Source organism: Citrobacter sp. HN-141 (assembly GCF_033341895.1).
Classification (GTDB): domain Bacteria; phylum Pseudomonadota; class Gammaproteobacteria; order Enterobacterales; family Enterobacteriaceae; genus Citrobacter.
The window spans coordinates 277,457-291,974 of the sequence record NZ_JAWPBF010000002.1 but is presented as its reverse complement, the minus strand read 5'-3'; the positions used below and the strand labels follow the sequence as shown (position 1 = coordinate 291,974).

Annotated in this window: 13 protein-coding genes and 1 other annotated feature; of the genes, 4 read left to right on the top strand and 9 right to left on the bottom strand. The window is 53.3% G+C overall.

The features are described 5' to 3' along the window. The first annotated feature begins 136 nt into the window (after nucleotides 1-136). Complete coding sequence (gene aes / locus RYZ59_RS04300; protein ID WP_318044765.1) at nucleotides 137-1,096, top strand: acetyl esterase; 960 nt, start codon at nucleotides 137-139, stop codon at nucleotides 1,094-1,096. Here aes and hemH read toward each other — a convergent pair. From hemH to RYZ59_RS04260, 8 genes are all read right to left on the bottom strand, one after another. Beyond that, entirely contained in the window at nucleotides 1,093-2,055 is a 963-nt protein-coding gene (gene hemH, locus RYZ59_RS04295) for a ferrochelatase (RefSeq protein ID WP_318044767.1), read from the bottom strand. The genes aes and hemH overlap by 4 nt on opposite strands. A 163-nt stretch (nucleotides 2,056-2,218) precedes the next feature. Further along, nucleotides 2,219-2,863 (bottom strand): adenylate kinase, encoded by a 645-nt coding sequence (gene adk, locus RYZ59_RS04290; RefSeq protein ID WP_003021773.1) that lies wholly within the window; start codon nucleotides 2,861-2,863, stop codon nucleotides 2,219-2,221. Nucleotides 2,864-3,093: 230 nt separating this feature from the next. Continuing rightward, entirely contained in the window at nucleotides 3,094-4,968 is a 1,875-nt protein-coding gene (gene htpG, locus RYZ59_RS04285) for a molecular chaperone HtpG (protein WP_318044769.1), read from the bottom strand. A 110-nt stretch (nucleotides 4,969-5,078) separates the two neighbouring features. Beyond that, entirely contained in the window at nucleotides 5,079-5,684 is a 606-nt protein-coding gene (recR, locus tag RYZ59_RS04280; RefSeq protein WP_032942553.1) for a recombination mediator RecR, read from the bottom strand. Then, complete coding sequence (locus RYZ59_RS04275; protein ID WP_003021764.1) at nucleotides 5,684-6,013, bottom strand: YbaB/EbfC family nucleoid-associated protein; 330 nt, start codon at nucleotides 6,011-6,013, stop codon at nucleotides 5,684-5,686. The genes recR and RYZ59_RS04275 overlap by 1 nt, the downstream gene beginning before the upstream one ends. A gap of 57 nt (nucleotides 6,014-6,070) precedes the next feature. Continuing rightward, nucleotides 6,071-7,996, bottom strand: a complete 1,926-nt coding sequence (gene dnaX / locus RYZ59_RS04270) for a DNA polymerase III subunit gamma/tau (RefSeq protein ID WP_318044772.1) — start codon at nucleotides 7,994-7,996, stop codon at nucleotides 6,071-6,073. Then, nucleotides 6,674-6,738: a sequence feature (DnaX frameshifting element), on the bottom strand. Its footprint overlaps the gene before it by 65 nt. Before the next feature lie 210 nt (nucleotides 7,997-8,206). After that, complete coding sequence (gene apt / locus RYZ59_RS04265) at nucleotides 8,207-8,758, bottom strand: adenine phosphoribosyltransferase (protein WP_006685676.1); 552 nt, start codon at nucleotides 8,756-8,758, stop codon at nucleotides 8,207-8,209. A gap of 193 nt (nucleotides 8,759-8,951) precedes the next feature. After that, nucleotides 8,952-9,329, bottom strand: coding sequence for a DUF454 family protein (locus RYZ59_RS04260; RefSeq protein ID WP_008783969.1), 378 nt, complete (start codon nucleotides 9,327-9,329; stop codon nucleotides 8,952-8,954). A 69-nt stretch (nucleotides 9,330-9,398) separates the two neighbouring features. On the opposite strand from RYZ59_RS04260, the gene priC reads away from it, so the two are divergent. From priC to RYZ59_RS04245, 3 genes are all read left to right on the top strand, one after another. Continuing rightward, on the top strand, nucleotides 9,399-9,926 hold the full coding sequence (gene priC / locus RYZ59_RS04255; protein ID WP_318044775.1) for a primosomal replication protein N'': 528 nt from the start codon (nucleotides 9,399-9,401) through the stop codon (nucleotides 9,924-9,926). Between the two features lie 14 nt (nucleotides 9,927-9,940). Continuing rightward, nucleotides 9,941-10,108, top strand: a complete 168-nt coding sequence (gene rsmS / locus RYZ59_RS04250; RefSeq protein ID WP_318044777.1) for a pleiotropic regulatory protein RsmS — start codon at nucleotides 9,941-9,943, stop codon at nucleotides 10,106-10,108. 69 nt (nucleotides 10,109-10,177) lie between these two features. Further along, nucleotides 10,178-11,101 carry an Rpn family recombination-promoting nuclease/putative transposase gene (locus RYZ59_RS04245; protein WP_318044779.1) on the top strand — a complete coding sequence of 308 codons (924 nt, stop codon included), beginning with the start codon at nucleotides 10,178-10,180 and terminating at the stop codon, nucleotides 11,099-11,101. A gap of 39 nt (nucleotides 11,102-11,140) precedes the next feature. Here RYZ59_RS04245 and mscK read toward each other — a convergent pair whose 3' ends face one another. Further along, nucleotides 11,141-14,506, bottom strand: a complete 3,366-nt coding sequence (gene mscK / locus RYZ59_RS04240; protein WP_318044781.1) for a mechanosensitive channel MscK — start codon at nucleotides 14,504-14,506, stop codon at nucleotides 11,141-11,143. Nucleotides 14,507-14,518: the final 12 nt, after the last annotated feature.

Here is a 14,518-nt window from a genome sequence, read left to right as displayed (position 1 = left end):
GTTAACTGAGCGATGCATGGTAGCACATTACCTGATATGCATGCGATGCGGCGCTAAGTTTCAATATCGGACGACGGGATCGCAGTTTATCCGGTCTTAGTTTCTACAATAAATCATCGTCCACAAGGAGCGTTTTATGAAGCCGGATAACAAGATCCCCGTACTCGAAAAAATTTCGGATGAAATGAAAAGCGTGGTGAATTTTCATCGCGATGACCTACCACCCTGGCCCGCTGCCGATGATATCGTGGCCCAACGAAAGTACTACATACATGAACGGCAATTCTGGAATGCTGATGCACCGCAAATGAGTACTCATGCGTGCGCGGTTTCCACCCGCTATGGTTCTGTTAACACACGTATTTATTCACCGCAGCCCCATAGCCAGGCCACGCTATATTATTTACACGGCGGCGGTTTTATTCTCGGTAATCTGGATACCCACGACCGTATTATGCGCTTGCTGGCGCGCTATACGCAGTGCACGGTAATTGGCATCGACTACTCGCTGTCGCCAGAAGCGCGCTTCCCGCAGGCCATCGAAGAGACTGTCGCCGTCTGCCAGTATTTTCATCACCACGCCGACGACTATTCTCTCAATGTGAAATATATTGGTTTTGCCGGCGATTCTGCAGGCGCCATGCTGGCGCTCGCCAGTGCGTTGTGGTTGCGTGATAAACAGATCCCCTGCGGCAAGGTCATTGGCGTACTGTTATGGTACGGGCTGTACGGTCTGCAGGATTCGCTTAGCCGCCGACTGATGGGCGGAGCGTGGGATGGCTTAGGACGAGAGGATCTGCAGATGTACGAAAACGCCTATCTGCCTAGCGCCGACGATCGTGAGTCGCCGTATTATTGCCTGTTTAATAACGATCTTACACACGATGTGCCGCCCTGCTTTATCGCCAGCGCCGAGTTCGATCCGTTGATTGATGACAGCCGGTTACTTTTCCAGACGCTGCAGGCGCATCAGCAGACCTGCCTGTATCAAATGTACCCCGGCATGCTGCACGCCTTCCTGCATTATTCGCGGATGATGAAAACCGCCAATAAGGCTCTGCAGGATGGCGCTCGTTTCTTTAAGCAACAGCTTTAGCGGTAGGCTTCGGTCAGTTTCACCATCATTTCGATATGCTCCGGCGCGGCATTCAGCGCCGGAATATACTCATATTGCTTACCGCCAGCCTCGAGGAAAATCTCCCGGTTTTGCACCGCAATCTCTTCCAGCGTTTCGAGGCAATCTGCCGCAAAACCTGGGCACATCACCTGGATATGCCCGGTTCCTTTCTCCGCCAGCATTTTTAACGTTTCGTCAGTATATGGCGTCAGCCACGGCTCACGGCCAAAGCGTGACTGAAAGGTCATCATCACTTTTTCCGGCGGCAGACCAAGCGCTGAAACCAGCTCACGAGTCGTATCGCGACAGCGCTGCGGGTAGTCATCGCCTTCATCGGCGTAACGCTGCGGAATGCCGTGGTAAGAGAGCAGCAGCAAATCAGGTTCACCGTGTTGAGCAAATGAATCCCGTGCACTCTTCGCCAGCGCATCGATGTAGCTGTTGTCATCCGCGTAATCACGGATAAAGGAAACCCCAGGAATACCGCGCTTACGCGCCAGGATACGCGCCAGCTCGTCCCAGACTGCCGCTACCGTCGAACAGGAGTATTGCGGATACAGCGGTAACACCACCATGTGGTCAACGCCGCTTGCCAGCAATTCATCAACCGCACTTTCCAGCGAAGGTGAACCGTAGCTCATTCCCAGTGCGACAGGCGTATCGGGTAAACGCTCCGCCAGTGCCTGCTGCTGCGCACGACTGTAAACCATCAGTGGAGAACCCTCCTCCATCCAGATTGACTGGTACAGCTTTGCCACACGCGGCGCTCGCAACGGCAGGATCACACCACGCAGCAACGGCCACCACAGTAGACGGGACGTATCAACTACGCGGGTATCGCTTAAAAACTGGCGCAGGTAACGTTTAACAGCTTCGGGGGTTGGGGCATCGGGAGTGCCGAGGTTTGCCAGCAGGATACCGGTTTTCGTCTGACGCATTACCGCCTCTTATCGATTCAAATTGTTGATAATTGTAGCGGAAAAGCGGGGAAGAAGAACTAATTGCTGTGAGAGGTAAAGTAAGAATATGCCTGATGGCGCTGCGCTTATCAGGCCTACAAGATAATGGCAGGCCTGATAAGAGGTTTATTACGCGAAAAAATTAACCGAGGATTTTTTCCAGCGCTGCGCGCACGTCAGCCACGGCCTGGGTGCCGTCAACTTTCGCGTATTTGGTGTTACCCGCCTGCGCTTCTTTAGAGTAGTAGCCGATCAGCGGAGCAGTCATCTGATGGTATTCCACCAGGCGCTTACGTACGGTCTCTTCCTGATCGTCTTTACGGGTGGTCAGCTCTTCGCCAGTCACGTCGTCTTTACCTTCAACCTTAGGCGGGTTGAATTTGATGTGGTAAACGCGGCCAGAAGCAGCGTGTACGCGACGACCCACGATACGGTCAACGATCAGTTCGTCAGGTACGTCAAACTCCAGAACGTAGTCCACGTTGATGCCCGCTTCTTTCATGGCGTCTGCCTGCGGAATAGTACGCGGGAAGCCATCAAGCAGGAAACCATTGCGGCAGTCTTCCTGAGCAATACGCTCTTTTACCAGCGCGATCACCAGCTCATCAGTCACCAGCTTACCGGCGTCCATGATGTCTTTCGCTTGTTTGCCCAGCTCGGAGCCAGATTTCACGGCGGCACGCAGCATATCACCGGTGGAGATTTGCGGAATACCATACTTCTCCATGATGAACTGAGCCTGAGTTCCTTTACCCGCGCCCGGAGCGCCAAGCAGAATGATACGCATTACGAAAATCCCCTTAAAGGTTGTCGATATTTTTTAAAAAGCGCTAAACGATACCACCATCACGCAATTGGCTCAAGAAAGACGCCCGGCGCTGAAACGGTTAACGGTGGGAAAATTAAAAATAAGGCGAGAAAATGCCGGATCGCGGTGTAAACAGCGTATCCGGCATGAGATTGACGAGAGTGTAGGCCGGATAAGCGTTAGCGCCATCCGGCATCACATTGCGGGTATCAGGACACCAGCAGCTGGTTCATACGACGGATGAACTGGTTCGGATCTTCCAGCGTGCCGCGCTCAGCAAACAGCGCCTGATCCAGCAGCAGTTCGACCCACTCTTTAAACTGCGCTTCATCCTGGGTATCCGCCGTGCGTTTTACCAGCACGTGGTCCGGGTTCAGTTCAAAGATATATTTCACTTCCGGTACGGCCTGGCCCGCAGCGGCAAACAGTTTCGCCATCTGGGTGCTCATTTCATCCGCATCGGTGGTGACGATGGCTGGCGTGTCGGTCAGACGGTGGGTCAGACGCACTTCTTTCACGCGGTCACCCAGCAGGGTTTTCACGCGCTCAACGAACGGCGTCAGTGCTTTTTCCGCTTCTTTTGCCGATTCATCAACGTCATCCGCCAGCTTGTCGATGGACTCGTCAGCTTTGGCAACAGACTGGAATGCCTTACCGTCGAACTCGGTCAGGTAGTTCATCATCCACTCATCGATGCGGTCAGAAAGCAGCAGCACTTCGATGCCTTTCTTACGCAGCAGTTCGAGGTGTGGGCTGCTCTTCGCCGCCGCATAGCTGTCTGCGGTGATGTAGTAGATTTTCTCCTGCCCTTCTTTCATCCGCGACACGTAGTCTTCCAGCGACACGGTCTGTGCGGAGGAGTCAGTGTGCGTAGACGCGAAGCGCATCAGCTTAGCGATCGTTTCCTGGTTGGCGTGATCTTCAGCCGGGCCTTCTTTCAGCACCAGGCCGAACTGTTTCCAGAAGGTCTGGTATTTTTCCGCATCGTCTTTCGCCAGTTTTTCCAGCATCTGCAATACGCGTTTGGTCAGCGCGCTGCGCAGGTTACGGGTGACGGTGCTGTCCTGCAGGATCTCACGAGAAACGTTCAGCGGCAGATCGTTGGAATCTATCAGACCGCGGACAAAGCGCAGGTAGTTCGGCATGAACTGCTCGGCGTCGTCCATGATGAACACACGCTGGACGTACAGTTTCAGACCATGCTTGTGATCGCGGTTCCACATATCCCACGGAGCCTGGGACGGGATGTACAGCAGGCTGGTGTATTCCTGCTTACCTTCCACACGGTTGTGGCTCCAGGTCAGCGGATCGGTGAAGTCGTGCGCGATATGCTTGTAGAATTCGTTGTACTCGTCGTCTTTGATTTCTGACTTGTTACGCGTCCACAGCGCCTGCGCCTTGTTGATCTTTTCCCAGGAAACCACGGTCTCGCCGTCTTTCTCTTCGGATTTTTCGATCTCTACCGGCAGCGCAATATGGTCGGAATATTTGCTGATGATGGAACGCACGCGCCAGTCATCAAGGAACTCGTCTTCGCCTTCGCGCAGGTGCAGAGTGATTTCGGTGCCGCGATCGTCTTTGGTGATGTCGGCAACGGTGTACTCGCCTTCGCCCGCAGATTCCCAGAACACGCCGTTTTCCGGTTTATCGCCCGCAGCGCGGGTACGCACAGTGACTTTATCCGCCACAATAAATGCGGAGTAGAAGCCTACCCCGAACTGGCCGATCAACTGGCTGTCTTTCGCCTGATCGGAGCCCATGGATTCGAGGAAAGATTTGGTACCGGATTTCGCAATGGTCCCCAGATGATCGATAACGTCATCACGGTTCATCCCCACGCCGTTATCAGCAATGGTCAACGTACGCTTATCTTTATCGAAGGAAACACGTACACGCAGCTCACCATCACCTTCATACAGGTCCGGATTAGACAGGGCGCGGAAACGCAGCTTGTCTGCCGCATCCGAGGCGTTAGAGATAAGCTCACGCAGGAAGATTTCTTTATTGGAATACAGAGAATGGATCATCAGGTGCAGAAGCTGTTTTACTTCTGACTGAAAACCACGAGTTTCTTGTCCTTTCATGTAGATCTACCTCAACAATGCCATTTTTAATGGTAAAAACACGTTGAGGGTGAAATGGGGACAAGCGGGTAGGATTTCAAGCGGAAGCCGCCGTCGCGGCCTCCGTTTGTTCAGAATTTAATCTTGTGCCGTCCTGCCAGAGAGTGCGACAGTGTCGTACCGTCGACCATTTCCAGCTCGCCGCCTACCGGTACGCCATGAGCGATACGGCTGGCTTCAACGCCATATTGCATGCAAAGCTCAGCAATATAGTTGGCGGTCGCCTCTCCTTCGACCGTGGGATTGGTCGCCAGGATCAGTTCGTTGATGTGCTCAGACTCCAGTCGCTGTTCGAGACGATCCAGCCCGATATCATCAGGGCCAATACCGTCCAGCGGCGACAGGTGTCCCATCAGCACGAAGTAACGTCCGGAAAATTGCCCGGTTTGCTCAATGGCGTAGATGTCCGCCGGACTTTCCACCACGCAAATCTGACCATTTTCCTGGCGACGCGGGTTCGAGCAGATGTTGCAGACGTCTTGCTCAGTGAAGGTGCGGCAATCGGCACAGTGGCCGATTTCCGACATTGCCTTCGTTAACGCCTGTGCCAGACGCATCCCGCCGCTGCGATCGCGCTGAAGTAGCGTGAACGCCATGCGCTGCGCTGACTTCGGGCCAACGCCCGGCAGACAGCGCAGTGCTTCCATAAGCTGAGTTAACAGCGGGCTGGTTTGCATCAGAACGGCATCTTAAAGCCAGGCGGCAGCTGCATTCCAGAGGAAACAGAGGCCATCTTCTCTTTCTGCGTCTCTTCAATGCGACGTGCAGCGTCGTTGAATGCCGCAGCAACCAGGTCTTCCAGCATCTCTTTGTCGTCTTCCAGCAGGCTTGGATCGATCTCCACACGACGGCAGTTGTGCGCGCCGTTGATGGTCACTTTTACCAGACCCGCGCCAGATTCGCCGGTCACTTCCAGCTTGGCGACTTCTTCCTGCATCTGCTGCATTTTTTCTTGCATCTGCTGGGCCTGTTTCATCAGGTTACCCAGACCGCCTTTACCAAACATAGGCTTCTCTCTCAATCACGTTAAGGGATGACGACCGTCAAACCATTAGGCTCACGATCAAATGGGGCGAATACTCTCTTCGTCCAGCTCCGCATCGAAAAAACGACGCAGCGTCTGGATGTTATTATCCGCAATAATCGACTCACGCGCCTGCGCGAGCTTCTCTTCATAAATGGCCTGACGCCACTCCAGCGGCGTACGCACCGCTGGATTATCATCTTCAACGATGGTCAATTCAACCGTTGACCCCGTTAAGGAACTCAGTGCTTCAGCCAGTTTTTGCTGCGCGCCGCTGGAATTAAGATGGCGCTGCGTAGAACGCAGATGCAGGCAAACCACATTGCCATTTTCTTCTTTCCAGGCGTTCAGCGCTACCTGCTCCACCAGTTTGGGCAATGAAAGCTGACTCACCTGCGCAGCCCACGGGTCGCGCTCAATGGCTTCAGCCGCAAGCTTAGCGGCCAGCTCTGGCGTTTTTTCGTGCTCCAGCGCTTTTTTCAGCGCTTTCGGCGTGGCGACGACTTCTTTGACTTCTACAACCGGATTGGTCGCTTTCCAGCGGTAGGCTTCTTTTTTCGCCGGCGCTTTTTCCAGCGCAGAGACCGCAGGGCGCGCCTGAACACGTTCAGACACCGAAGCTAGTCTTTCCAGCGCAGCATTATTCACCGGCCGCGCGCGGGAAGCGGCTGCCGGTTCACTCTTTTTTGCTTTGGTCGCTCCCTGAGCGCGCTGCAACTGACTACGTGCCGCCAGCACCTGGCTGGTAGCGTCAGATAACGGCACATCATGATGCACCGGTGCAGACTGTTGCGGTGGGACCTGCGTCGGGGTCAGCACCGCGGTGGGGGCGGCCGGAGCAAACGACTGTCGCGGTACTTCAGGCTCCGGGAGCGGCATGCGCGGATGAAAAGCCAGCGCACGCAGCAGCGTCATTTCGACGCCCATTCGCCTGTCCGGCGCATACGGCAGTTCTTTGCGCCCGATTAACAACGTCTGGTAGTAAAGCTGTACATCGGTCGGAGGCACGGTCCGCGCCAGTTCGCGTAAACGCTGCTCAATTGCGGCCATATCACTGCCGAGCGCGGCAGGCGAAAGCTGAACCATGGCAATACGATGCAGCAAAGCCGACATCTCAACCAACAGCGCTTCCCATTCGATACCGCGCGCGGCGGCGTCGTTCACCAGCGTCATGACGCGCTCACCATCTGCAGCAACAACCGCTTCAACGAGCGAGAGCGCCTGATCGTCGTCCAGCGTGCCGAGCATGGTGCTGACCGCGTCGATCGAGACCTGACCATCGCCGCTGGCGATCGCCTGATCGGTCAGGCTCAGCGCATCACGCAGGCTGCCGTCCGCGGCGCGAGCCAGCAGTTGCAGCGCACGTGGTTCATGGGCGATATGCTCTTCTTTGAGGATATGCTCAAGCTGATGACGAATCTGCTCAACATCCAACGCCTTCAGGTGGAATTGCAGACAACGTGACAGGATAGTCACCGGCAGCTTCTGCGGATCGGTAGTCGCCAGCAGGAACTTAACGTGCGCGGGCGGCTCTTCGAGCGTTTTCAACAAGGCGTTAAAACTGTGGCGCGACAGCATGTGCACTTCGTCGATCAGATAGACCTTAAAGCGACCACGCGCTGGCGCATACTGGACGTTATCCAGTAGATCGCGGGTGTCTTCGACTTTGGTGCGCGACGCAGCATCGATCTCAATCAGATCGACAAAACGCCCCTGCTCGATTTCACGGCAGTTATCACATACACCACAAGGCGTGGCCGTGATGCCGGTTTCACAGTTCAGTCCCTTCGCCAACAAACGGGCGATAGAGGTTTTTCCGACGCCACGGGTACCGGAAAAAAGATATGCATGATGAATACGCCCTAACGACAAGCCGTTCGCCAGTGCCGTCAGCACATGTTCCTGGCCGACGACGTCAGCAAAGGTTTGTGGGCGCCATTTTCGGGCTAAGACCTGATAACTCATTGGCAGGCTCTGAAAGGCTGGAGGGTGGATTCACAAGGGGGTAATGCTAACACAACCTCGCAGCGACGGCGAGGTTGACACGTTATATTCGGGCGTTATCGTTGCAGTCAGTTTGGTTTCGGGCAGCGCACAGAAACCGGAGCGTACACGCAGTACGTAAGGATTTCGAGCACTGACCGGGGCCAAAATGGCAAAAAAGATAGCCCTAAATTAGTGGCCCGGGAATGGAACCAGGCTATAACAGGTCAGCCCCTGTTTTTCCAGACGCTGTTCGCCGCCCAGATCAAACAGGTTAATGATAAAAGCGGCATCAGTGACTTCACCACCCAGACGGCGGATCAGCTTCACGGTCGCTTCAATCGTGCCGCCGGTTGCCAGCAGATCGTCGACGACCAGAACTTTATCGCCCGGTTTGATGGCATCAACGTGGATTTCCAGCTGATCGGTGCCGTATTCCAGCTCATAGCTCTCAGCAATGACTTCACGCGGAAGCTTACGCGGTTTACGCACGGGAACGAACCCGACGCCCAGACCCAACGCGACCGGTGCGCCAAACAGGAAGCCACGCGCTTCAGTGCCGACTACTTTAGTGATACCCGCATTTTTGTAACGCTCAACCAACAATTCGATGCTGAGCGCGTACGCTTTCGGGTCTTCCAGCAAACTGGTGACATCACGGAAAAGAATGCCCGGTTTCGGGTAGTCGTGGATGCTTTTGATGCTATTTTTGAGAAACTCAAGCTGCTGTGCAGTCGCGGTCATAAGTTTGTGCCTGATTAATACAGTATTACTTCACGGCGCACTATACACTTCATCCTCGACGTATCTTGAATGATTTTGTGTCTATATAAGAGTCAAGGTTACACTTGCTTAACCTTTGACCACCTGCGCCTGTGCTCGAAAACGGTCGAATTTACTGGCTGTGAGAGACAATTGCAACAGCGATTATTGCGCTTTACTGCTTTTGTTGTTTTTCATCAATCACCGGGATCCGCCACATAAAAATCAGTAAACAGGCGAGAATAACCAGCAGCAGGCCGCGCACCCACATCATATTAACCAGCCAGAGCGAAATGCCAAACGTCACCAGGATCAACAAAATGGCGCGCGGTTTTGCCCCCGGTGGCATCGCACGGTGTTTTTGCCAGTGGCGCAAATACCCGCCGAACCACGAACGGTATAGCAACCAGTCGTGAAAACGCGGCGATGAGCGGGCAAAACACCAGGCGGCCAGCAGGATGAATGGCGTAGTAGGCAACAGAGGCAATACAACGCCCAACGTTCCTAACACTACCGCTATCCAGCCAATGATGATTAGAATAATACGTTGCATAATATGAGTACTTAACACAGAGAATCGCTACTTTAGCATAACGGTTCTCATTTTCATCGGAGTGTTGTTGTGAAAACCGCCATGCTGTTACAGACGCTCGAAAACCAGCTTAACCGCCTGCGACAGCGTTGTGCTCCGCTGGCGCATCACACAACGCTTAGCGCCCGCTTTGACAGGCATCTGTTTCACACGCGCAGCACGTTGCTGCAGTCCTGCCTGGATGAAGCTGACGAGAATCTTACTGCCCTACGTCGCGCCGTTGAGCAGCAACAACTCCCACAAATCACCTGGCTTGCGGAACACCTTGCCTCACAGTTAGAGGCGATTTCACGCGAATCCGCCACCTGGTCGCTCCGCGAGTGGGACAGCGCCTCGCCGGGTCTTGCTCGCTGGCAACGTAAACGCGTTCAGCATCAGGAATTTGAACGGCGTCTGGTTGAGATGACACGTGACCGTAAAGAGCGATTAGCTCAGGCCTCGGGTTTTGAGGAGCAACAAAAGCTGCACCGAGAAGTCGAGGCGTTCGAAGCACGACTGGCACGCTGCCGTCATGCGCTGGCAAGAATTGAAAACGTGCTGGCACGTTTAACCCGCTAATCACCGGAGAATTTATGTCCCTTGAAAACGCCCCGGACGACGTCAAACTGGCCGTCGATTTGATTGTTTTACTTGAGGAGAATCAGCTACCAGCGCGCACAGTGCTACGCGCGCTGGAGATCGTTATGCGTGATTATGAAAACAAGCTTAAAACTGCGGAAGACACCTCGCAAACTGATTAATTGCCCTCTGGTCTGCCATTGGCTTCGGTGTCAGAGTCGTCGCAACATCACGACGATAACGGACCGATCATGGAACGACTCCCCACCACACCGCACGATGCGGTCTTTCGGCAAATGCTGACGCAAAAAGAGGTCGCCCGAGATTTTTTGCAAATCCATTTGCCTGAAGCATTTCTCAATATATGCGATATGGCGACATTAACGCTGGAATCAGGCAGCTTTATTGAGGACGATTTACGCACCTGCTATTCAGATATCCTCTATTCCCTACAAACAAAACATGGACCCGGCTACGTTTACGCGCTGATTGAACATCAGAGCAAACCCGATAAATTCATGGCCTTTCGCCTGATGCGCTACGCTATTGCCGCCATGCAGCATCACCTTAACGCCGGGCATAAAACGTTACCTCTGGTTGTCCCTGCCCTGTTTTACCATGGCATGGAAAGTCCGTGGCCCTATACCCTTAACTGGCATCACCTGTTTAGCGAGCCAAAGCTTACGCAAGCGCTTTATGGCAATGAATTTGCACTGGTAGACCTGACCGTAATGCCAGATAATCAGATCCTGCAGCATCAACGGGTAGCGATGCTGGAACTCCTGCAAAAACATATTCGTCGACGGGATCTAAGCGAATTATTGGATCAACTTATTACGCTCTTAACGCAAGAGCATCTGACAGAATATCAAATCGACGTTTTGATTAATTACATGCTTAAAGCAGGAAATACCACGGAACCCGGCGTACTTGTCCGCCAACTGGCGCAGAGTGCGCCACAGTACAAGGAACAGCTGATGACAATTGCCGAATGGTTGGAAGAAAAAGGTAGAGCAGAAGGCATGCAGCAAGGTCTGAAAAAAGGGTTAGAAGAAGGTCGGCAGGTTGAAGCGCGTAATATCGCACAAAAAATGCTCGCCCGCGGCCTGGAACCGGATCTGATTACGCACCTTACGGGCCTGACGCAGGAAGAACTGGTCGCGCTGACGCACTAAATGCAATCAGGGCGGCATATTTGCCGCCCTGATTGCAACTTAACCTACTGAAGGCGTCGGATCGTCGCCTTTGATGATGTCACGCTTAACCTCTGTCACTGTGTCGCCTTTGGCATTATGCAGGTGCACTTCGAGTTGGTTAAAGGCGATATCAATATTGTTTTCACGACATAAACGATCAACCGCGCGGTTCAGTTCATCAACCGTGTGGCTGCGATCCCGCAGTTCGCGAACGTATAAACGCAGTTCATGATCCAGCGTGCTGGCGCCGAAAGCCGTAAAGAACACTGCGGGTTCCGGATCGTGCATCACTTTCGGATGTTCTGTTGCCGCCTGCAGCAGCACTTTCTTCACTTTATCCAGATCTGAACCATAAGCCACACCAATACGAATAACCAAACGTGTGGTGGTATCGGACAGTGACCAGTTGATCAGACGCTCCGTCACAAACGCCTTATTCGGGATAATGACCTCTTTACGATCGAAGTCGGTAATCGTTGTGGCACGAATACGGATCTTGCTGACCGTACCGGAGAACGTACCAATGGTAACCGTATCGCCAATACGTACCGGACGTTCAAACAGAATAATCAGGCCCGAGACGAAGTTACCGAAGATTTCCTGTAAGCCAAAGCCCAGACCAACCGACAGGGCCGCTGCCAGCCACTGGAGTTTGTCCCACGATACGCCGAGCGATCCGAAGACTGTCATTGCCCCGATAGCGATAATCGCGTAATTGAGGATCGTGGTGATGGCATACGATGCGCCCTGGCGCATTTTGAGTCGCGACAGCACCAGCACTTCGAGCAGACCGGGTAAGTTGCGGATCAACGCCCACGCCACCATCGAGGCAATAATGGCAAACAGCAAACTGCCCATGGTGACATCTTTCACCACCGCTGCTCCCGCTTCAGTACCGTTGTAATGCCAAAGCGTAATGCTGTCGAGATAACTAAACACGGTGATCAGATCGGACCAAATTGCCCAGAACAGAACACCAAACAGAGCCACCATCAACAGCATCGTAATACGCAGCGTTTGCTGGTTTACCTGCTCCAGCGCGATGGTCGGTTCTTCCTGCGGTTCTGCGCCTTCGGCCCCTTCTTTTACCAGATTCTGACGACGTGCTAACGCACGCCGCCATGCAATGCGGCGTGCCGCCACGCTCAACCCACGCAGCACCGTCTGGTATAGCAGGTTCCAGACAATAACCAGATAAACCGTTTCAATCCAACGACCGGACAGGCGCAGCGTGGTATAGAAATAACCGGTCGCCGTCAGCACCATCAACGCAACCGGGATAATAGACAGTACGGTGATAGTGACCAGACGCAGACCGTGCGACTCTTTGTCACGCCAGCTTTCACGGCACATTGGCCACACCAGGAAGGCGATCAGCAGCAGGTTGAAGAAAATAACGACTTGCCCTAATACATCGTCCATCAGATTAAGCGGCGACAGTTCAGCAATAACCGACCAGAAATTAAGCGGCAACAGCGCAAGGCTAATACGCACAATCTGGCGACGCCAGTGGCTGGTCTGTTTCGCTGGCATGCCAAAATGACGTATCGCCACGCCATCTTTTTCCAGTACCTTCCAGCACAGACCAAACACCAGCCAGAAAACGGTCATCTTCTTACTGAATTCCCACAGCAGATCGCTGACGTTTAATTGCATCGTCAGCAGGATCAAGCCTACGGCGAGAATTATCAGACATGCGGGTAAGGCTCTGATCAAATCAATCAGTATCGCTTTTGGCGTATTAAGCTGGCTGTCATTACGCAGGTTACCCACCGCAGCGGCGAGTTTTGCCTGATACTCTTTCAGCCATTTCAGGCGCCAGCGGATGAGCCCGGCAATAAGCAGCAACGGCAGACCGGCCAGGAACGCAATGAATACCGCCGGCCAGGCTTTTTCCCAGTTCACGGTAATTTTCATCGACTTAAACTGGTCTTTAAGCGTTTGCGGAAACGCCTTGATCCAGTCCCAGTCCATCGGGCGGTTACTGTTTACCCAGAAGATTTGCTGCGTGAGGATCCCTTTCAGGTTTTTCGATACGCTCATTAACTGCTGCTGATTAATTTGCAGGTTAATGGCCATCATCAATTGGTTACCCAACTGCTTATTCAGCTGGTCCAACAGTTCACGACGCATATCCACAACCTGCAGCAGGGCATCATGGACTTCGCCATTCACTTCATTGCTGTGCCCTTCTTCTAGTTTGGCGACAAACGCATCATTCTGGAATAGCGCATCACGCTGCTGGTTGACCTCAAATTGCTCCAGACGTAAGTCGGCAATACGGTTGGTCATATCGGCAAGTTCATCTGCCGACGGCAGCGTTTGCTGCTGCTGGTACAGAATACGTGACAACAGCAGGCTGCCTTTCAGCACGGCGATTTGTTCTTTAATATTGCGTTCGGATTGCAGCGCACGATCAAGCCAGTTTTTGACTTTAATGTTTTGCTGCATCAGCGCGTTGCCGTTTTCGGTGGCAGATATCAGACGCTGACTGAGCTGATGGTTAATATCAAGTTCTTGTTTAACTAGCGGGTTGGTCTGGATACGCGCCGCTTCGTCTGGTGTTACCGCTTCCTGCGCCGTCTTTTCGGTTAGCGTCAGACGTTTGCTGTTCACCGCTTCCTGCAGCAACTGAAGCTGATGTTCAAGACGATTCGTATTCGCCGTTACATAATCACGCTGTTTCTGCAAGGTATCCTGCAAAACAGTGTTGCCTTCCAGACTCTTACGCTGTTGATCGATCTGCGCGCTCAGCAACGCTTGCTGCGCCTGCAGCAACACCTGTTGGCTGGGGCGTAATGCCGCCTCACCCACATTAGTCCCATCCAGGCGATTACGGATTTGCTGCATTTGCTGTGATGCGGTGTACATCGCATTTTGCACACGCTCTGGCTGCGTTTGCAGCGAAACCAACTGACTGTTGTAGGCTGCAAGGTCGTTTTGCGCGCTTTGCAGATCGTCCAGCACCTGGGCGACACGAGATTCAAGCTGGCGCAGAGAGAGCGTGCTCAGCGTTTTTCGCGTTTCATCGTCATTATCGACATCGCTGAGTGAATTCAACGCATCCGTTGCCTGGCGCATTTTCTCCGGCGCCTGAGCCACTTTCTGACGAAGCTGTACGGTCTCATCTTTTACGCGATCTATTTTATCCAGTGTGGCGATAGTATCGATGAGATCCTGCTGAACCAGTTTGTCCTGCGCGGAAAGATCTTTTTGTTTATTCAGCGTATCCAACTGGCTCTGAATATCCGCTTTTGTCGGCAGTTCACCATTCTGTTGCGCCCGCGCAAATGCTGATGACTGGCTGGACAGCAGTAGAATAAAGAAAAGAATGCTTATAGCAATAAGATGCTGTGAACGTTTATAGAGCTGCAACATAGTCATGAGAATGAACGT

What these genes read in the sequence shown, in the direction of transcription:
- aes (WP_318044765.1), top strand. Translation starts at nt 137, where the DNA reads ATGAAGCCGGATAACAAGATCCCCGTACTCGAAAAAATTTCGGATGAA.
- hemH (WP_318044767.1), bottom strand. Translation starts at nt 2,055, where the DNA reads ATGCGTCAGACGAAAACCGGTATCCTGCTGGCAAACCTCGGCACTCCC.
- adk (WP_003021773.1), bottom strand. Translation starts at nt 2,863, where the DNA reads ATGCGTATCATTCTGCTTGGCGCTCCGGGCGCGGGTAAAGGAACTCAG.
- htpG (WP_318044769.1), bottom strand. Translation starts at nt 4,968, where the DNA reads ATGAAAGGACAAGAAACTCGTGGTTTTCAGTCAGAAGTAAAACAGCTT.
- recR (WP_032942553.1), bottom strand. Translation starts at nt 5,684, where the DNA reads ATGCAAACCAGCCCGCTGTTAACTCAGCTTATGGAAGCACTGCGCTGT.
- RYZ59_RS04275 (WP_003021764.1), bottom strand. Translation starts at nt 6,013, where the DNA reads ATGTTTGGTAAAGGCGGTCTGGGTAACCTGATGAAACAGGCCCAGCAG.
- dnaX (WP_318044772.1), bottom strand. Translation starts at nt 7,996, where the DNA reads ATGAGTTATCAGGTCTTAGCCCGAAAATGGCGCCCACAAACCTTTGCT.
- apt (WP_006685676.1), bottom strand. Translation starts at nt 8,758, where the DNA reads ATGACCGCGACTGCACAGCAGCTTGAGTTTCTCAAAAATAGCATCAAA.
- RYZ59_RS04260 (WP_008783969.1), bottom strand. Translation starts at nt 9,329, where the DNA reads ATGCAACGTATTATTCTAATCATCATTGGCTGGATAGCGGTAGTGTTA.
- rsmS (WP_318044777.1), top strand. Translation starts at nt 9,941, where the DNA reads ATGTCCCTTGAAAACGCCCCGGACGACGTCAAACTGGCCGTCGATTTG.
- RYZ59_RS04245 (WP_318044779.1), top strand. Translation starts at nt 10,178, where the DNA reads ATGGAACGACTCCCCACCACACCGCACGATGCGGTCTTTCGGCAAATG.
- mscK (WP_318044781.1), bottom strand. Translation starts at nt 14,506, where the DNA reads ATGACTATGTTGCAGCTCTATAAACGTTCACAGCATCTTATTGCTATA.